The sequence below is a fragment of the Williamsia sp. Y721 genome, from assembly GCF_059683565.1.
In genome coordinates, this window is the sequence record NZ_JCASNH010000002.1 from 57539 (window position 1) to 76009 (window position 18471).

General features: G+C 63.4%; 16 protein-coding genes. 12 read left to right on the forward strand and 4 right to left on the reverse strand.

The window, feature by feature from the left end; genetic code table 11:
- Positions 1–52: 52 nt before the first annotated feature.
- Together AC56PL_RS08895 and AC56PL_RS08900 are read left to right on the forward strand one after the other, a co-directional pair.
- Positions 53–1111, forward strand: a complete 1059-nt coding sequence (locus AC56PL_RS08895) for an SDR family oxidoreductase (protein ID WP_497153627.1) — start codon at positions 53–55, stop codon at positions 1109–1111.
- Positions 1112–1876: 765 nt separating this feature from the next.
- A complete protein-coding gene (locus tag AC56PL_RS08900; RefSeq protein ID WP_497153628.1) occupies positions 1877–3043 on the forward strand; it encodes an HNH endonuclease signature motif containing protein in 1167 nt (388 codons plus the stop codon).
- 116 nt (positions 3044–3159) lie between these two features.
- Here the strand turns inward: AC56PL_RS08900 and AC56PL_RS08905 are convergent, their stop codons facing one another.
- Genes AC56PL_RS08905 through AC56PL_RS08920 form a run of 4 tightly spaced genes read right to left on the reverse strand, consistent with a single transcriptional unit; the run spans position 3160 to position 8233 of the window.
- Entirely contained in the window at positions 3160–4326 is a 1167-nt protein-coding gene (locus AC56PL_RS08905; protein WP_495513362.1) for a thiolase C-terminal domain-containing protein, read from the reverse strand.
- On the reverse strand, positions 4323–5510 hold the full coding sequence (locus AC56PL_RS08910) for an OB-fold domain-containing protein (RefSeq protein ID WP_495513363.1): 1188 nt from the start codon (positions 5508–5510) through the stop codon (positions 4323–4325). Before AC56PL_RS08910 ends, AC56PL_RS08905 begins: the two co-directional genes overlap by 4 nt.
- An 18-nt stretch (positions 5511–5528) precedes the next feature.
- Positions 5529–6734 carry a CaiB/BaiF CoA transferase family protein gene (locus AC56PL_RS08915; protein ID WP_497153629.1) on the reverse strand — a complete coding sequence of 402 codons (1206 nt, stop codon included), beginning with the start codon at positions 6732–6734 and terminating at the stop codon, positions 5529–5531.
- Positions 6731–8233: an aldehyde dehydrogenase family protein gene (locus AC56PL_RS08920; protein WP_495513365.1), complete on the reverse strand. Its 1503-nt coding sequence runs from the start codon at positions 8231–8233 to the stop codon at positions 6731–6733. Before AC56PL_RS08920 ends, AC56PL_RS08915 begins: the two co-directional genes overlap by 4 nt.
- A gap of 219 nt (positions 8234–8452) precedes the next feature.
- Between AC56PL_RS08920 and AC56PL_RS08925 the strand changes: the two genes are divergently transcribed.
- From AC56PL_RS08925 to AC56PL_RS08970, 10 genes are all read left to right on the forward strand, one after another.
- Positions 8453–9259 carry a TauD/TfdA family dioxygenase gene (locus tag AC56PL_RS08925; protein ID WP_495513366.1) on the forward strand — a complete coding sequence of 269 codons (807 nt, stop codon included), beginning with the start codon at positions 8453–8455 and terminating at the stop codon, positions 9257–9259.
- The gene (locus AC56PL_RS08930; protein ID WP_495515928.1) at positions 9256–9960 is read left to right on the forward strand and encodes an SDR family oxidoreductase; all 705 of its coding nucleotides are present in this window, start codon (positions 9256–9258) and stop codon (positions 9958–9960) included. The genes AC56PL_RS08925 and AC56PL_RS08930 overlap by 4 nt, the downstream gene beginning before the upstream one ends.
- 72 nt (positions 9961–10032) lie before the next feature.
- The gene (locus tag AC56PL_RS08935) at positions 10033–10893 is read left to right on the forward strand and encodes a mycofactocin-coupled SDR family oxidoreductase (protein ID WP_495513367.1); all 861 of its coding nucleotides are present in this window, start codon (positions 10033–10035) and stop codon (positions 10891–10893) included.
- Between the two features lie 52 nt (positions 10894–10945).
- The gene (locus tag AC56PL_RS08940) at positions 10946–11140 is read left to right on the forward strand and encodes a ferredoxin (protein WP_495513368.1); all 195 of its coding nucleotides are present in this window, start codon (positions 10946–10948) and stop codon (positions 11138–11140) included.
- A 50-nt stretch (positions 11141–11190) separates the two neighbouring features.
- Complete coding sequence (locus tag AC56PL_RS08945) at positions 11191–12555, forward strand: cytochrome P450 (protein ID WP_497153630.1); 1365 nt, start codon at positions 11191–11193, stop codon at positions 12553–12555.
- Positions 12556–12661: 106 nt separating this feature from the next.
- The gene (locus AC56PL_RS08950) at positions 12662–14329 is read left to right on the forward strand and encodes a thiolase C-terminal domain-containing protein (protein ID WP_497153631.1); all 1668 of its coding nucleotides are present in this window, start codon (positions 12662–12664) and stop codon (positions 14327–14329) included.
- Positions 14326–15237, forward strand: a complete 912-nt coding sequence (locus AC56PL_RS08955) for an alpha/beta fold hydrolase (protein ID WP_497153632.1) — start codon at positions 14326–14328, stop codon at positions 15235–15237. The genes AC56PL_RS08950 and AC56PL_RS08955 overlap by 4 nt, the downstream gene beginning before the upstream one ends.
- A 25-nt stretch (positions 15238–15262) precedes the next feature.
- A complete protein-coding gene (locus tag AC56PL_RS08960; protein WP_497153633.1) occupies positions 15263–16090 on the forward strand; it encodes an NAD(P)-dependent oxidoreductase in 828 nt (275 codons plus the stop codon).
- The gene (locus tag AC56PL_RS08965) at positions 16090–16896 is read left to right on the forward strand and encodes an NAD(P)-dependent oxidoreductase (RefSeq protein ID WP_497154276.1); all 807 of its coding nucleotides are present in this window, start codon (positions 16090–16092) and stop codon (positions 16894–16896) included. The genes AC56PL_RS08960 and AC56PL_RS08965 overlap by 1 nt, the downstream gene beginning before the upstream one ends.
- A gap of 31 nt (positions 16897–16927) precedes the next feature.
- Positions 16928–18469 (forward strand): acyl-CoA synthetase, encoded by a 1542-nt coding sequence (locus AC56PL_RS08970; RefSeq protein WP_497154277.1) that lies wholly within the window; start codon positions 16928–16930, stop codon positions 18467–18469.
- Positions 18470–18471 lie beyond the last annotated feature (2 nt).

Genomic DNA, 18471 nt, shown 5'->3' on the forward strand with positions numbered 1-18471 from the left:
ATGTGGTTGACTAGCCATATCGCAACATCGCGATATACCAATGGAGGTCGGGATGACGCAGAACAACAAAGTGGCGCTCGTGGTCGGAGCCCGAGGTGTGATCGGTGGAAACCTGATCGACCACCTCGCAGCAACCGGCGAATGGGACATCATCGGACTTTCTCGGCGAGGCGGCACGGACTCCGGACCGGTGAAACACATCGCAGTCGACCTGCTCGATCCATCCCAGACCACGGCCGCACTGAGCGGACTCGACTCGGTCACGCACGTCTTCTACGCCGCCTATCAGGACCGCCCGACCTGGGCCGAGCTGGTAGCGCCCAACCTGGCGATGCTGGTCAACACTCTCGACGCCATCGAACCGATCGCGCGTGGACTCGAGCACGTCAGCCTGATGCAGGGATACAAGGTCTATGGGGCCCATCTCGGACCGTTCAAAACACCTGCCCGCGAGAGCGATCCGCCGCACATGCCGCCGGAGTTCAACGTCGACCAGCAGCAGTTCCTCGAACACCGACAAGCAGGTAAGAGCTGGACCTGGTCAGCGATCAGACCATCCGTGGTATCCGGATTCGCACTGGGCAACCCGATGAACCTCGCACTGGTCATCGCCGTCTACGCGACCATCTCGAAGAAGTTGGGCGTCCCGCTGCGCTTCCCCGGAAAGCCCGGTGCGTACACCAGCTTGATCGAGATGACCGACGCCGGGCTACTCGCCGAAGCAACGGTCTGGGCCGCCACCAGCCCCGGCTGCGCCAATCAAGCGTTCAACATCAACAACGGCGATCTCTTTCGCTGGCAGGAGATGTGGCCCAAGATCGCCGCGTTCTTCGACATGGATGTCGCGCCCCCACTCCCGATGTCGATGGCTGTGGCAATGGCAGACAAGGAGCCGGTATGGGACGAGCTCGTCAGGGAACACAATCTGGCTCAAACCCCGTACTCCGACGTCTCATCATGGGAGTTCGGCGACTTCGTATTCAGTTGGGACTACGACTTTTTCGCCGATGGAACGAAAGCACGACGGTTCGGGTTCCACCGCTACGTCGACACCGAAGCAATGTTCCTCGAGATCTTCACCGACCTCCGAACTCGCAAGATAATCCCCTGACAACCAGCAGTACAGGTTCGTTGCCCGTCCCCACATCGACTCGCGCCCAGAAAGCAGCCCGGCCAGGGACCAAGTACGCCACCCGGCGTGATGCCCCTACCGTTGCCAAGTCACAGCGAGCCACGTGTGGTACGGGACGGCCAGTTCGACCGACTCACCTAAGAAGGCCACGTTTGATGCGTGAGATCACCGTCTGCCAGACGCCAAAGTGATTGAGACAGCTGGATCGATTGTCTTTCAGCCCTGGTCTTTTCACGAATACTACTGGGCGCTGACACCAGTAGTCCTTGATCGATCAATTGCAGCGGAACGGGTTTCAAACTCGGAACGGCGGACCACCAGCAACATGCGGGTCTCGGAGGTCGCGTAGCCTTCGGCGTGGAGGCCAGTTTATCGGCCAGCGCGCGCTACGTGCAGCACGGTCGAGGTCGGCGGCGTCACCGCAACCCGTCTGACTCCAATTGCGCCTGCCACACGGGTCAGCCCCCATCCCGTAACTGTACCGAACTAACTATCATCAATGTCAGACACTCTTGATAGACTCATCGGTTTCGGCAATGAGATTTGTCGAAATAGACTGCAGCCCAAACAAATTAGTTCGTTCGAAAGCTTGTGCGAACAGGATTTGCTCCGTATGATTGACTCATGGACTTCGGGGGAATGTTCGCCAGGTTGTCTGATCTGGCAGGGGATGTGGCTTTGGTCGCCGGGGATGATGCACAAGTGTCATCACGAACGGTGGCGGCTATACGACTCAATCATGTTGTGGAACAGATACTTTTCCGACTCATCGGTGAACTCGACCGGCGTGAGATAGCGCAGAAATCGGGTGATGGTTCCACCGCGAGACTGTTACAACAGGCCGGGATGGCGCCGGCGGTCGCGCACAGATACGTGCGAGTAGGTAAGGCACTGAACGACATTCCATCGGTGGCGTCCTACGGCGTGGACGGGACGCTGTCGGGTGAGCATATCGATTCGATCGTCAAGGGCCTGAACCATATTGATCAACGAAATCCGGAGCTGGCGGACGGTGACCGCGCCGATTGTGTGCGCGGGCTCCTGACTGAAGCCTTGACAACGACACCGGCCGCGGTGTCAGCACGGGCACGGCATATGGCGATCGTGTTGTCACCACCGGACAAAGAAGTCCCCGACGCCGAAAATCAAGATCTCAATGAGTTCTCGTTCACGACTGGCGACGACGGCCGTACCCACGGAGTGTTCGACCTGGACAACCTCGTGGGCGAGAAACTTGCCGTCGCGTTGAGACCACTATCGACACCGGTACCCGAACCAGATGGGTCACCAGACCCACGTAACAACGCCCAAATCCGGGCCGATGCCCTGGAACGACTGTTGGATTCCTATCTCGGACAGGAAAACCGGCCCAGCAGCGGCGGTGTGAAACCCCACGTGACGGTGACAGTGACAGCCGAATACCTCCAAGCGCTACAGCTGCGCGGACTCGGCAAAGCCCAACCAACGGCAATTGCGCCTGCATTCGAATGGACCGGACCGGCCTCAGCACCCACCGCGCAGATGGTCGCCTGTGATTCAGTCATCACCAAAATCCTGCTCGACAACAATTCCGTACCGCTCGATGTCGGACGTGACCAACGCACCGTCACCCCGGCCATCCGCAAAGCACTGATCGCCCGAGACCTCGGCTGCGCATTCCCAGGCTGCGGGTGCCCTGCCGGCTACACCGATGCCCACCACATCGACTTCTGGCGCAACGGCGGAACCACCAGCCTGACCAACATGGTCCTGCTGTGCCGACGCCACCACCGATACATCCACCACCGCAGGTGGACAGTCTTCGTCGGCCGCGACGGACACCCCTGGTTTGTGTCACCCGACGATGCGAGCAAGACACCGCTGAGATCGCATGCCCGCCGCACCCTGACCTCCGAGCCCATCGCCGCATAAGCACGACCAAGCCCGGACCGCCAGACCTCATGACGGCATATTCCAAGTACCCCAAGCAGCGCAGATGGCTCTGCACTGCAAGCTCTTTGACAACTTCACAGCGTGGTGGCCGACACCTAACGGGACGAGTCTGGTCCCTCGAGGATCGTCACGGCGGCAACGGCGGTGGGTCCACCGAGGTTGTGTGCCAGGCCGACCTTGGCGCCGTCCACCTGATTGATGGCGTTGCCGCGCAACTGGTCGAACAACTCGACACACTGCGCCACACCGGTGGCGCCCGGCGGATGACCTTTCGACTTCAGGCCTCCACTGGGATTCACCGGCATCGAACCACCGACGGAGGTGTCGCCGGCCTCGAGCAGCTTGTAGCCCTCGAACCGGTCAGCGAAGCCCAGATCCTCGTAGCTCATGATCTCGACGCCGGTGAAGAAGTCATGCAGCTCGGCGACATCGACGTCGGCCGGTGTCATCCCGGCCATGGAGAACGCCTGCTTGGCCGCACGAACCGTGGCCGGGAACGTGGTCATATCTGTCTTGTGCTGGTGCATCACCGAATCCAGCCCGAGACCGACACCGCGGACCCACACGGGCCGGTCGGTGTAACGGTCGACGACGTCTTCGGAGACCAGGATCAACGCGGCAGCGCCGTCACTCTGAGGCGCGCAGTCGTAGAGACCAAACGGAGTCACCACCGTTGGGGCCTCGAGTGCCTGCTCCATGGTGATCTCGAATCGCAAGCGCGCCTTGGGATTGTTCACACCCTGGCGGTGGTTCTTCACCGCGACCATCGCCATGTGTTCGCGGGTCGCGGGCGACTCGTGGAGGTAGCGGCTCACGTGCAGGGCGAATCCCGCGGGAGCAACCAGACCGAGCGGGTAGTCCCACGCCATGTCCCGCGACGTCGCCTCCCACTCCCAGAGCATGTCCTTGGAGGCCGTCTCGCGGAGCTTGTCGGCACCCATCACCAGTGCGACGTCGAACGCGCCGGAGGCGATGCCGTACAACGCATTACGGACCGCGTCATTGCCGGTGGCACAGGAGTTCTCGATACGCGTGACCGGGATGTCGGGCAGGCCGAGGGAATCGGCAAGGATGCCGGACGGGAAGCCGTCGGTGGTACCCATCGCACCGAACCAGGCGGCCTGCAGGTCGTTCTTGTTGATGCCCTTGTCAACACTGGCCGCCGCCTCGGCGTAGGCCATCGGCAGCAGGTCCTTGATTCCGTGAGCGAAGTGTTCGGCGAACGGGGTCATACCCGCGCCGACAACTGCAACCTTCCTCATACCGCTGCTCCTTCCACAACAAGTTCTGGTTCAAATGCGTAGCCGTAGTCGGGAACTCCCGACCGCATGGCCACCCGGCGCAGAGCCAATCGTCCGCGATCACCGATCCCCACAGAACCGGGATCCGCGCCTGTCACCTTCACCAGTGCACGCACATTCACGTCTTCGAGCTCGACGATCACCAGTGAATACGGCGTCTTCAGACCTGGCACCGGCACATACACCGTGACACCTGTGTAGACGGTTCCGGTCCGCGGCAGCGGTACGTGTTCGTAGTCGGTCTGCAAGGCAGAATCGTCAGAGACCTGGTAGCGAGGCGGGAAGTCGAGCTGGTCGGAACCAGCGTGTCTGCCTGCCTCCCAACGGACTTTCGCCTCGAAGGCCCGTTCATACGCCGCCAGCGAGATCGGGATCTCGTTCCCTGGGATGTACGTTGTCTCGATCTTGGGCCGGGCAGTTGGCTCACGGCGGTGAAGTGCCACCGACCCGGCCGCAACTGTGATGCCGGAAAGGCTCGCCTGTTCAACGGCCGCCAAAGGACCGGTCGTCTCCGACTCGGCCATCGCCGCGAGGGCGAACAGACCTGAACTGGCACCCACCGTCGGCAGGTGTGCCGAGAATCCGGGGCTCAGTTCGGTTGCGTGCTTGTGGTCAACGCCGGCAACGGCTGTCGGATGATCCAGCCATGCCGCGGCCAGCGAGGCAACCAGCCCGCGATCGTGCAGCAATCGCGGATCACCGTAGTCATGGATCACGCCGGTGGAATTGCGCGTGCGGACCGGGAGGCTGCGCGCCACCCGGGCCGACGTACGTACGTGCAGACCACAATCGGAGGTCAGCGCGGCAGCCGCTCCGGCCGGATCGAGATCCACACCGATGACCAGCGTCCGCTGGCGCGCCGAACTCAACGCATCAAGCGTTGCCGGCGCGCCACCGAGACGCTCGGTCACCTCGAGCTCGGGATCGAGATCAAGCCCGGCGAGAAGCACTGCAGCATTACTGCTTTCGAGCAAAGGTAGGTCACGGGTGACAAGGACAACCGAGTCGACCGCACCCCCTTTGGACAGTGCTGCCCGCCCCGCCTCCACCGCCATCGTGATGGCATCCTCATCGTCACCGGCGATGCGATGTTCCGAGGTACCCCACGGCGGCAGGTACGTTCCGATAGAGGCGATGTAAGGCATGTTGATCTCCCGATTTACCTAGGTGACCGCGCCGGCGGTCTTCAGTTCGATGATGCGATCCCAGTCGAGTCCGATTTCCTGGAGGATCTCATCGGTGTGAGCGGCGAACTCCGGGGCCGCAGTGGTTTGCGTGGCTTCCACGTCGAATTGCACCGGAGTGGAGACCAATTCGATCTCACCGGCCTGGACGAGGTAGTCATTGGCCCGGACCTGCGCGTCGGACGACACCTGCAGCGAATCCTGCACCGGAGCCCACGGACCGGCGAGCGTTCCGAAGCGGACGGTCCACTCTTCGAGCGTGCGACCCTTGATCGCCTCACGCAGGATCGCCACCGCGGCCTCGGTATTGGCGGAGATGTCCTTGCCCGTGCCGAATCGCGGATCGTCGATGAGTTCCGGCCGGTCGATATGCCGGCAGACATCCGCCCAGAACTTCGACGGCTGCATCATGATGAACGAGATGTACCGGCCATCGGCCGTCTCGTACACACCGGTCAGCGGATTCACCGGCGAACCGTGCACACCCGGAACCGGTGCGACCATCGGCTCCTTCAGATGAGCCGACAATGCGACGCCATGGCCCATCGCCCACAGGCCACTGCCCAAGAGCGACACATCCACCACCGACGTTTCACCGGTCCGCTCACGTTTGAGCAACGCGGCAGCGACGCCACCGGCCAGGTTGGTCCCGGAGATCGTGTCGCCGTAGGCCGGTCCCGGAGGAGCGATCATGCCCTCGGTCCCCGGAGGCGTGATGGTTGCGGCCGTACCGGCACGGCACCAGAAGGCGGTCATGTCGTAGCCGCCCCGATCGGACTCCTGCCCGCGCGGACCCAACGCACTGCCACGGGCGTAGATGATCTTCGGGTTGATCGCCCGGATGTCATCGACGTCGATCCCGAACTTGGCACGGTGGTCGGGCAGGAAACTGGTCAGGAAGACATCTGCCTTCTTGACCAGCTCGGTCAGGACTTCCTTGCCCTCGGGCTTGGACATGTCCAGGCCCAGACTCCGCTTGCCACGGTTGGCATGCTCGATGTTCGGGTTGGGGTCGCCCACGACGACCATCGTGCCGGTCTGGCGCAGTCCGCGTTGCGGATCGCCCGTCACCGCGTGCTCGATCTTGATCACCTCGGCGCCCCAGTCCGAGAGAACCGCACCGGCGGACGGGACGAACCCGTACATCGCGACCTCGAGGACGCGAATGCCCTCTAGTGGCTTCATGCACTCACCACCGGAGCCGCGAACGCCTTGATCTCCAAGAACTCTTCGAAGCCGGCAGCACTCATCTCACGGCCGAGTCCCGACTGCTTGTAACCACCGAACGGGACGTCCGGGGTGAAGTAGTTGCCGCCGTTGATGCTGAAGGTGCCGGTCCGGATCCGGCGACCGATCGCGATGGCCCGATCCTCATCGGCACTCAGGACTCCACCGGACAGACCGAACTGCGAGTCGTTGGCGATCCGCACCGCATCTTCTTCGTCATCGAACGGGATCACGGCGAGCACGGGTCCGAAGACCTCGTCCTGGGCGATCTCGCTGGACGGGTCGACGTTGGCCAGCAGGGTGGGCTTGTAGAAGTAGCCCGGGCTCACGGGCTCGCCACCGAAGGCCAGTGTCGCGCCGGCTTCGACGGCCCGCTTCACCATGCCGTCGACCTTGTCGCGCTGACGTTCGCTGATCAGCGGACCCATGTAGATCTTCGGGTTGGTCGGGTCGCCGTAGGAGATGTGCGCCATCATCGCCGCGACCGCCGCGACGATCTCATCCTGCTTGTGACGCGGCACCAGCAGACGGGTGGTCAGCGCACAGCCCTGACCGGCATGCGAACAGATGCTGAACGCCGCGAACTGGGCAGCGGTCTGCAGGTCGGCGTCCTCGAGAACGATCAGGGCCGACTTGCCACCGAGCTCCAGGAACACCTTCTTGAGGGTGTCGCCGGCGGCGGACATGATCTGGCGGCCGACCGGAGTCGAGCCGGTGAACGTGACGACGTCGACGTCGGGGTGCGTTGTCATGACCTGACCGACGGCGATATCCGTCGACGAGAGCACATTGACCACGCCGGCCGGGATGTCGGTGTGATTGGCGATCAGTTCGCCGAGCGCCAGCGTGAGCAGCGGGGTGTCGGGGGCACCCTTCAGGATTACAGTGCAACCGGCGGCCAGCGACGGAGCCAGCTTCGCCAGTGCAAGCTGGGTCGGGTAGTTGTAGGCGGCGATGGCCGAGACCACACCGGCCGCTTCCTTCTCCACCCAACGACGGTGACGCTTGCCGTTCAGCTCGACCTCGCCGAGGTCTTCGGTGAGCGGGTAGGTACGGAGCAGGTCCGCGTAGTACTTGACGATGCCGATCGGCGCTTCGAGCTGGTTGCCGTGGGTCAGGATCCGGGTGGCACCGACCTCGGCCATGGTCAGCTCGCGAAGGTCCTCGAGGTTGTCGAGCATCGCCTGGTGCAGCTGATCGAGGCACTTGATGCGGAACTCGGTGTTGGTGGACCAGTCCGTGTGGTCGAACGCCTGGCGGGCGGCAGCGATGGCCGCATTCGCCTCGTCGACACCGGCATCCGGGGCATAGCCGTACACCTCTTCAGTGGCCGGGTTCAGCGATGGGAATTCTTTGTCCATCGCCACCAACTCTCCACCGATGAGCAGACGTTTGCGGACTCCGCCACCTTTCACGTCGAGTCCTCCATCGGTCGCCACTGTTTCCTGGGCTGGCATTGCGCCTCCTCAAAATCTGTGAAAACTTCATTCTCAAATATGACCAACGCCACATTCGCCTTAAACGGACTGTAGCAACATTTCCTGGCAACGCCTACCCCGAGGCAGCCCCATCCAGGACCGGGCAAACGGACAATAGCCGCAGCCCAAACGCATCAAACTCTTGCCGACTGCTACATTTCGAGAGTATCGTTCTCACAAATAGAAAGGGAGATTCTTGTGATTGAGACAACAGCCCTCGGCCCCGCCCTCGGCGTTCAGGTCCACGGCGTAGAAGACTTGAATGACCCCATCGTGACCGCCCAGTGCCTCGAGGCGCTCAAGTGGCGAGGTGTCCTCCTGATCCGCGGACTGGACCTGAGCGACGAGGACCAGGTCACGTTCAGCCGCAAGCTCGGACCGGTGCAGGCGCCGGCAGGCAAGGAGGTCTTTGTCGTCTCACTCAACCCTGAGAAGTCCCGCTCGGCCGAGTACCTCAAGGGCACTCTCTTCTGGCACATCGACGACACCTGCAACGACATCCCGTCCAAGGCCACGATGCTCACCTGCAAGCATGTGGCGATGGTCGGCGGCGGTACCGCCTTCTCCAATACATATGCCGCATACGAGGCACTCCCCGAGGCAGAGAAGAAGCGTCTCGAAGGTCTGCGCGTGCACCACAGCTTCGAAGCCGCCCAGCGGCTCGTCGATCCGGACCCCAGCCCCGAAGTGCTCGCCGGCTGGCGGACTCAGAAGACACACGACACGTCACTGGTCTGGGATCGCAAGGACGGCCGCAAGTCGCTGGTCATCGGTGCCACCGCCGAGTACATCGTCGGAATGGATCCTGTCGAAAGCCGCGAACTGCTCGACGAGCTGTTGACCTGGACCACCCAGGACCGCTTCAGCTACAGCCACGAGTGGCAGGTCGGTGACGTCGTCATTTGGGACAACACCGGAATGCTGCACCGTGCGCTGCCTTACGACCCCAGCTCCGAGCGGGAGATGCACCGGACAACGATGGGCGGATCTGAAGCATGGGCGTGAAAACTGCAGTGGTCACCGGCGGTAGCTCCGGGATCGGCCACGCCGTGGTCGAGCGCCTGGTCGCCGACGGCTACAACGTCGCCTCTTTCGATCGGACGCCGAGCGAAGAAAAGAACACGTACACCGTCGACATCACCAGCCGTGAGCAGATCGACGCCGCGCTCGCGGAGGTGCGCGACACCTTTGGTCCGGTCACCGTACTGGTCAACGCCGCAGGTATCGACAGCTTCGGCCGCTTCGTCGACCTCGACTTCGACGAGTGGAAGAAGATCCACGAAGTCAACCTGCACGGCACCTACCACTGCATCCAGGCCGCGTTGCCGGACATGCTGAAGGCCAAGTGGGGCCGCATCGTCAACATCTCCTCGTCGAGCGCACATTCGGGCCAGCCGTACATGGCCGCGTATGTCTCGTCGAAGTCGGCCGTCAACGGACTGACCAAGTCGCTGGCACTCGAACTCGGCCAGGTCGGCATCACCGTGAACGCGGTACCGCCTGGCTTCGTCGACACCCCGCTCCTGCGGAGCGCCGAAGGTCAGAAGCGTCTCGGCGGCACCGTCGAAGATCACATCCTGCGGACTCCGGTACGCCGGGTCGGACGGCCCGAAGACATCGCCGCCGCCTGTGCATTCCTGATCTCCGAGGACGCCAGCTACATCACCGGCCAGATCCTGGGCGTGAACGGCGGACGCAACACATAGGTAGTACGCACCGGCGTCACCCGCCGTTGTCGATGGTTCCAGCAGCAGAAGTAAATCGAAAGGGCAGTCATCATGGGTCGTGTAGAGGGCAAAGTCGCGTTCATCACGGGAGCAGCACGAGGGCAGGGGCGCAGTCACGCTGTCCGTCTCGCCGAAGAGGGCGCCGACATCATCGCCGTCGACATCTGCACCGACTTCGAGACCATCGGGTACCCGATGGCCACTCCGGAAGACCTCGCAGAGACAGCAAGACTCGTCGAGAAGCACGACCGCCGAATCGTCACGGTACAGGCCGACGTCCGTGATGCGGCCCAGATGAAAGCTGCGGTCGATCAGGGTGTCGCCGAGCTCGGCCGGCTGGACATCGTTGTCGCGCAGGCGGGTATCGCCGGCATGAAGGGTGAGCCACGGTGGCAGTCGTTCACCGACGTCATCAACACCAACCTGGTCGGCACCATCAACGCGGTGACCGCAGCCCTGCCCCACCTCAAAGAGGGTGCCTCGATCATCGCCACCGGTTCCACCGCGGCACTGATGGACACCAGCAAGGTCGACGTCCCCGGCAAGGATCCGGGCGGAGTCGCATACGTCTACTCCAAGCGCGCACTGACCGAGTTCATCCACAATCTCGCGCTGCACATCGCCCCGGAAGGCATCCGCGCCAACGTGGTTCATCCGACGAACTGCAATACGGACATGCTCCAGAGCGAACCGATGTACCGTTCCTTCCGTCCGGACCTCGAGCACCCCAAGCGCGAGGACGCAGAGCCGGCGTTCGGCGTGCAGCAGGCCATGAAGATCCCGTTCGTCGAGCCCCTCGACATCAGCAACATGGTCCTGTTCCTCGCTTCAGATGAATCCCGCTATGTCACCGGCACCCAGCAGCGTGTCGACGGCGGCGGTTACCTGAAGTGGTACGGCGTTCACTTCTGATCCGAAACCCCCAGCCCCAGCCCGCTATACAACAACTCTCGAGGAGACACACGTGAAGGTGCAGGTCGATTCAGACAAGTGCCAGGGACACACGCTTTGCGCGATGATCGCTCCCGAATCGTTCGAATTGAACGACATCGACGGACACGCGTCGGCGATCACCGAGGATGTACCGGCGGAGCACGAAAAGAGTGTCCGCGAGGCATTCGCATCGTGCCCGGAACGAGCAATCACCATCACCGAGTAGTACCCCCTTCCCTGGTATTCGACTGCCCCGCACCTGAAAGGACGACGCCCATGACCGTTGAGGACGTCACCCAAGACGCTCGAAAAACACCACGTTTCCAGTTCGAGAGACACGCGCCCCACTACCGGGACGAGTTCGAAACCGTCACCCAGAAAATGCAATCGGAGTGTCCGATCGCATGGAGCGACACGTATGGCGGCCACTGGGTTGCCGCGGGTAACAAAGAGGTCTTCGAGCTGGCCCGCTGCCCGGTGGTGTCAACAGACCACGACGTCAACGGCACCGGGTCCGGCTACAAGGGCATCTCGATCCCGACCCCGGACCGTGCCAACGGTCTTCGCGGCGGCATCCTCGAGATGGACGACCCCGATCACAAGAACTACCGCGCCGTCCTGAACCCGTACCTGTCACCGGCTGCGGTGAAGGCATGGATCCCGTTCATCGACGATGTCGTACACGCCTGCCTCGACGAGAAGATCGAGTCGGGGCGGATCGACTTCGTCGACGAGCTCGCCAACATCGTGCCCGCCGTCCTGACCCTTGGCATGATGGGCATCCCACTGGAGAAGTGGACGCTGTACAACGAGCCGGTGCATGCCGCCGTCTACACCCCGCCGGACTCCCCGGATATCGCGCGGGTCAACGAGATGCACAAGACCATGGGCATCGACCTGTTCACCAACCTTGCCGAGATCAAGGCGAATCCACGTCCAGGACTGATCAATGCACTGGCCGAGGCGCGCATCGACGGTGAGCCGTTGCCGGACATGGAGATCTTCGGCAACCTGGGTCTGCTCATCGGCGGCGGTTTCGACACCACGACCGCTCTGACCGCGCATGCGCTCGAATGGCTGTCGGAGAATCCCGAAGCGCGTACGACGCTCAGCGAGAATCGGGATGAACTGCTCGACTCCGCCACCGAGGAATTCCTGCGTTACTACACCCCGGCCCCCGGCGACGGACGTACCGTCGCCGCGGACATCGAGATCGAGGGTAAGGAATTCAAGGAGGGCGACCGGTTGTGGTTGTCCTGGGCGATGGCCAACCGCGATCCCGAGGTGTTCGACGATCCCAACGAGGTCATCCTCGACCGCGGCGCCAACCGGCACTACAGCTTTGGACTCGGATTGCATCGCTGCGCCGGCTCCAATGTCGCCCGGACCGTCTTCAAGCGGATGCTGCTGGCCGTTCTCGACCGGATGCCGGACTACAAGTGCGATCCGGAAGCGACCGTGCACTACGACACCATCGGTGTCATCCAGGGCATGCGACATCTGCCTGCGGACTTCACCCCGGGCAAGCCGATCGGCGACGGCTTCGACGCCACCCTGGTCAGGTTGCAGAAGCTGATCGACGACACCCGCTTGGCAGAGCCTGCAGTTATCGCGAAAACACGTGCCCAGTCAGCCGGATAGTCCAGCCGGACAGACGATCTGACAGCGCAGAACAAAGAACCGAACAGGGGCCGCCACGCTGATGCAGGCGTGGCGGTCACTGTCGTAGTTCCAACTAGGAGGCACAGTGGCCGAATCGACAGGACGTCCCCTGCCGTCACTCACCAGCGAGAACGAGTCCTTCTGGACTTCGGGTTCCGATGGCACATTACGTATTCAGGAATGTCAGAGCTGCTCGTCGCTGATCCATCCGCCACAGCCGGTCTGCCGCTATTGCCGCGGGCGGGAGCTCGCACCCCGGGTTGTCTCGGGCTACGCCACTCTCATCGGGTTCACCGTCAACGAACGATTCCCGCTGCCGGGCATGCCGACCCCATTTGTGATCGCCCAGGTCGCTCTCGAAGAAGACTCCCGTATTCGACTGACCACCAACACCGTTGAATGCGACCCTGCCGACCTCGAACTCGGCATGCGCATGGAGGTCGTCTTCGAGAACCGCGAGGACGTCTGGTTCCCGCTGTTCCGGCCCGCCGCCGAGCAGGCCGCCCAGCCCGCCGCGGCCCCACGCGACGAGATCGAACCCGAAGACTTCCACAAGCACGTCCGTCCGATGGCCACCACCGAGAAGTTCGAGGACAAGGTCGCCCTCACCGGCGTCGGGATGTCCGAGATCGGCAGGCGCCTGATGATTTCACCGCTGGCCCTGACCATCACCGCCTGCGAACGCGCAGTCGCAGATGCCGGTCTGACGATGGCCGACATCGACGGCATCGCGAGCTACCCGGGCTCAGGCAATGTCGGCGGATTCGGTGAAGGTGGCGGCGTGATGTCCGTCGAGGCCGCCCTCGGTATCCATCCGACCTGGTACAACGGCGGTATCGAGACCTTTGGTCCCGGCGGATCGGTCATCGCCGCGATGATGGCCGTGGCCAGCGGACTTGCCACCCACGTGCTGTGTTACCGGACCCTGTGGGAGTCCACCCACAGCGAATTGATGAAGCAGGGCAAGCTTTCCCACGCCGGTGGAGGTCGGGTGAACGGCTACATCATGCCGTTCGGCGCGATGTCCGCCTCGCACACGCTGGCGATGAACGCCCAGCGCCACATGCACCGGTACGGCACAACCCGCGAGACGCTCGGCTGGATCGCCCTCAACCAGCGAAAGAACGCCGCACTCAATCCCACTGCCATCTACCGCGACCCGATGACCATGGACGACTACCTGTCGGCCCGCACCATCACAACGCCGTTCGGCCTCTACGACTGTGACGTGCCCTGTGATGCGTCGATCGCCGTCATCGTTTCGGCCAAAGACGCCGCGGCCGACCTGGCGAAGCCCCCGGTGTACGTCGAGGCGGTGGGCACCCAGATCCTCGAGCGGATCGAGTGGGACCAGAGCACGTTGACGCACGAACCACAGGTCCTGGGCCCGTCGGCCCACATGTGGTCACGAACCTCGTTGCGGCCCAGCGATATCGATACCGCTCAGCTGTACGACGGCTTCAGCTTCAACTGCCTGTCATGGCTGGAAGCGCTGGGTTTCTGCGAGATCGGCGAGGCGAAAGACTTCCTCGACGGCGGCAAGAACATCGCCATCGGCGGCGAGGTCGCCGTCAATACGCATGGTGGTCAGCTCTCACATGGACGTACGCACGGTATGGGTCTGATCGCCGAGGCGATCACCCAGCTACGCGGTGAAGGTGGTGCCCGCCAGGTGCCGGGTGCCAAGACCGCGATCGCCAGCAGTGGTGGCCTGACACCCGGCGGCGTGATGCTCTTGAGGTCGGCCCAATGACCATCACAGAGACGACGACCATCGCATGCGGCGACGTGCCGGTCACACAGATCGTCGACGTCGACGGCATCCCCTCGTCCGGTTTGCTTCTGGCTGCGCCTGATCCGCGTGGTGTCATCATCGCGCTGCACGGTGGCGCGTCCAAGGCGGCCTATTACGACTGCCCCGGGTTTCCGCGGCATTCACTACTTCGGGCCGGGGCCGCGAACGGCTATACCGTTCTGGCACTGGATCGTCCGGGTTACGAGGCGTCGTACAAATTCGGCGGCCGGTTCACCACCGCGGAGCAACGTGTCGACTGGGCTTACGCGGCGATAGAGGCGCATCTCGGTACCCGCCCGTGCGGAGCCGGCACCTTCATCTTGGCCCATTCGGTGGGATCCGAGCTGGGTGTCCGCATGGCTGCCGCCAACCCACGAGGAGACCTCCTGGGTCTCGAGGTCTCCGGAACCGGTCTCGAGCATCAGCCCCAGGCCGCCAAGGTGCTGGTGCCCCGACGCAACGGTGACAAAAAGCCCGATGGTGCCGGAGTACGCGAACTGCTCTGGAACCCCGCACGTCTCTATCCGGCAGAACTATCCGGTGGCGCCGCGATTTCGGCAGCAGGCCCCAAGTACGAGTACGAGGTGGTCCGGGATTGGCCGACGATCACGTTCCCGGACAGGGCCGCACAGGTCCGGGTTCCGGTGCACTTCACCTCCGGTGAGTTCGAGAACGTGTGGCGCCAGGATCCCGACGCGTTGCACGACATCGGCGCGCTGTTCAGCAACTCCCCCCGGGTGGTGGTTGAACAACAATTCGACGGCGGCCACAACCTGAGTCTGGGGTACACCGCGAGGGCCTACCACCTGAACATCCTGTCGTTTGTCGAAGAGTGCATCGACGATGCGAAACGTCCCGGACACTAGTCACTTTCGAACAAAAGGAGTATCGATGCGAGTCGGATTCATCGGCCTCGGCAGCCAGGGCGGGCCGATGGCCCGCCGGATCGTGGAGGCCGGTTACGAGACCACATTGTGGGCACGGCGGCCGGAATCGCTCGAGCCGTACGGCGACACCGCGGCGAAGACCGCGGGTACCCCCGCCGAATTGGGTGCCGCCAGCGATCTGGCCTGCGTCTGCGTTGTCGCCGACGCCGACGTCCGCGAGGTCGTCGACGGGCCGCAGGGCATCCTGCGCGGGATGAGCGCCGGTGGCGTCATCGCAGTGCACTCGACGGTGCACCCGGACACCTGCCGCGAACTGGCGGACAAGGCTGCGCAGCAAGGTATCGCGTTCGTCGACGCACCGGTCAGTGGTGGTGGCATGGGCGCCGCCGCAGGCACACTCCTGGTGATGGTCGGCGGTGACGACGAGGTCGTCGCCCGCGTCCGGCCGGTCTTCGAGACCTATGCCGATCCCGTTGTCCACCTCGGCGGTATCGGAGCCGGCGAGGTCACCAAGCTTCTCAACAATCTGCTGTTCAGCGCGAACCTGTCGACGGCGTCGAGCACCCTGGCCCTCGGGGAAGCCCTCGGCGTCGACCCCACCCGGCTCGCCGAGGTCCTCGCGCGCGGATCGTCGAACAGCTTCGCGTTGAACCGGATCACCGACACCGCGGGGTCACTGGACCGGATCGCCATGCACGCCGGAGAACTGCTCCGCAAGGACGTCACGCTCGTCGCCGACATCGCCGAGGCCGCAGGCGCGACCGTGGGTTCCGTCCTGACCGCGGCCGACGCCACGCTGGCCCAGATGAACCACCCACGACAGGAGTCATGATGCGTATCGGATTTGTCGGCACCGGCCGGATGGGACTGCCCATGGTCCGGCGTCTTGTCGGCGGCGAGCATCAGGTGCGTGCCCTGGTCCGCAATGACCAGGCACGTGATGACGTCACCGAAGCGGGTGCCGAGGCAGTCTCCGACATCAGCGAAGTCGGCTTCGATGCCGAGATCGTCATCGTCTGCGTCTTCACCGACGACCAGGTGCGTGAGATCTGCCTCCAGGGTCCGTTGATCGCCGCGATGCCGCCGGGCTCGGTGCTGGTTCTGCACACCACTGGCAGCCCGGTCACTGCAGAGCTGATCACGGAGCGCGCCACACCCTTTGGCGTGCACGTCGTCGACGCCCCGGTCAGTGGCGGTCCACACAACATCGCGGCCGGTGGCCTCACGGTCTTCCTCGGTGGCGACTCCGAGGCCATCGACCGCATCCGTCCGGCCCTGCAGACCTATGCCGAACCGGCCCTGCATGTCGGGGCCATCGGCAACGGCCAGCGGGTCAAGTTGGTCAACAACGCATTGTTCGCGGCGCAGATCGGATTGCTTCGTGAAGGAGTTCGCCTCGCAGCCGAACTCGGCGTCGACGAATCCACCCTGCTCAGTTCGCTCCCCCACGGCAGCTCCAGCAGCCGTGCGCTGGACGGGGTTTCGGCCCGCGGATCGGTTTCCGCGTTCAGTGAAGCGGTGGGCGCGTTCGTCAGCAAAGACGTAACCGTTGTCCGAGCCGTCGCCCTTGAACTCGGTGGACAGCTCGGACTGATCGACGAAGTGATCGGCGACCAATTCGGAGCCGTCAAACCCTGATCCGACCGCGTAAGGACTGTTTCGTATGCAGATGACGCCAAGCCATCACGCCGAACTGACACCGGGTGCGCCGGCCATCGTGATGGGCCGCAGCGGCGAGGTTGTCACGTACGCCCAGCTCGAGGACCGGTCGATCCGATTCGCCCGGGCACTGCGTGAACGGGGCCTGCAGCCGGGTGACCACATCGCGATCCTGATGGAGAACACTCGCTCGTTCCTCGAGATCGCCTGGGCGGCACAGCGTTCTGGTCTTTATTACACCGCCGTCAATCGACATCTGCGTACCGACGAGGTGCAGTACGTCCTCGACGACAGCGGCGCGCAGGCACTGATCGCCAGTGAGGCCGTCGCCGATGTCGTCGTCGCTCTCGACCTGTCCCGGCTACGCGCGAAGGTCAGCGGCGCCGGGCAGATCGACGGCTTCGAGTCATACGAGGACGTCCTGGCCGCCACCTCCGGGGCACCCCTCGACAAGGAGCTCGAGGGCCGGGAGATGCTGTACTCATCGGGCACCACCGGTCGTCCCAAAGGGGTTCGGAAGCCGGTCGACGGCAAGTCATTCGGTGACCCATCGTCGGCCCCGGTGCTCATCGCCAAGGGCGTGATCGATCGCAGTTCCGGCGACAACGTCGTGTACCTGTCCCCCGCGCCGCTCTATCACGCCTCGCCCCTGGTCTTTTCGATGTCATGGCATCGTGGCGGAGCAACCGTGGTGGTGATGGAGAGCTTCGACTCACGACGATGCCTGGAACTGATCGAGCGCTACCGCGTCACCGACGCGCAATTCGTACCCACCATGTTCGTCCGGATGCTCCGGCTTCCCGACGCAGATCGGGAGCGGTATGACGTGTCGAGTCTGCGTGGTGTGATGCATTCGGCCGCACCATGTCCGGTCGCGGTGAAACGGCAGATGCTCGACTGGTGGGGGCCGATCATCAGTGAGTACTACTCGGGTACCGAAGATATCGGGGCCACCGCCATCACGGCCGCCGAGTGGCTTGCGCATCCGGGTTCGGTGGGTCGGCCGATGCAGCCCTGCCACATCCTCGACGAGCACGGCAACGAACTGCCTGCCGGTGAGGCCGGCGATGTGTACTTCGAAGGCGGGCGCCCGTTCGAGTACCACAACGACCCGGAGAAGACCGCGTCCGCGGTGGACGCCCACGGCTGGCGGACCATCGGCGACATGGGATATCTCGACGAAGACGGGTATCTGTACCTCACCGACCGCAAGGCCCACATGATCATCTCCGGTGGAGTGAACATCTATCCGCAGGAAACCGAGAACATCCTGGCATCTCATCCGGCGATCGCCGATGTCGCCGTCATCGGGGTACCCGATGACGAGATGGGCGAATCGGTCAAGGCCGTTGTGCAATTGGTTGATCCAGATGCCGCCTGCGACGAGTTGGCAGCCGAGCTGATCGCCCACTGTCAACGAGAACTCGCCACCTACAAGTGCCCGCGCAGTGTCGATTTTGTCGCCGAACTGCCGCGTGACCCGAACGGCAAGTTGTACAAGCGCCGACTCCGCGAAAGTTACTGGGACGGGCACAACAGCCTCATCCTTTGACC

Bases quoted from the DNA above. Each gene is read 5' to 3' on its own strand.
- AC56PL_RS08905 (WP_495513362.1), bottom strand. From the start codon at position 4,326: ATGAGGAAGGTTGCAGTTGTCGGCGCGGGTATGACCCCGTTCGCCGAA.
- AC56PL_RS08960 (WP_497153633.1), top strand. From the start codon at position 15,263: ATGCGAGTCGGATTCATCGGCCTCGGCAGCCAGGGCGGGCCGATGGCC.
- AC56PL_RS08970 (WP_497154277.1), top strand. From the start codon at position 16,928: ATGACGCCAAGCCATCACGCCGAACTGACACCGGGTGCGCCGGCCATC.
- AC56PL_RS08915 (WP_497153629.1), bottom strand. From the start codon at position 6,734: ATGAAGCCACTAGAGGGCATTCGCGTCCTCGAGGTCGCGATGTACGGG.
- AC56PL_RS08895 (WP_497153627.1), top strand. From the start codon at position 53: ATGACGCAGAACAACAAAGTGGCGCTCGTGGTCGGAGCCCGAGGTGTG.
- AC56PL_RS08920 (WP_495513365.1), bottom strand. From the start codon at position 8,233: ATGCCAGCCCAGGAAACAGTGGCGACCGATGGAGGACTCGACGTGAAA.
- AC56PL_RS08955 (WP_497153632.1), top strand. From the start codon at position 14,326: ATGACCATCACAGAGACGACGACCATCGCATGCGGCGACGTGCCGGTC.
- AC56PL_RS08935 (WP_495513367.1), top strand. From the start codon at position 10,033: ATGGGTCGTGTAGAGGGCAAAGTCGCGTTCATCACGGGAGCAGCACGA.
- AC56PL_RS08945 (WP_497153630.1), top strand. From the start codon at position 11,191: ATGACCGTTGAGGACGTCACCCAAGACGCTCGAAAAACACCACGTTTC.
- AC56PL_RS08965 (WP_497154276.1), top strand. From the start codon at position 16,090: ATGCGTATCGGATTTGTCGGCACCGGCCGGATGGGACTGCCCATGGTC.
- AC56PL_RS08910 (WP_495513363.1), bottom strand. From the start codon at position 5,510: ATGCCTTACATCGCCTCTATCGGAACGTACCTGCCGCCGTGGGGTACC.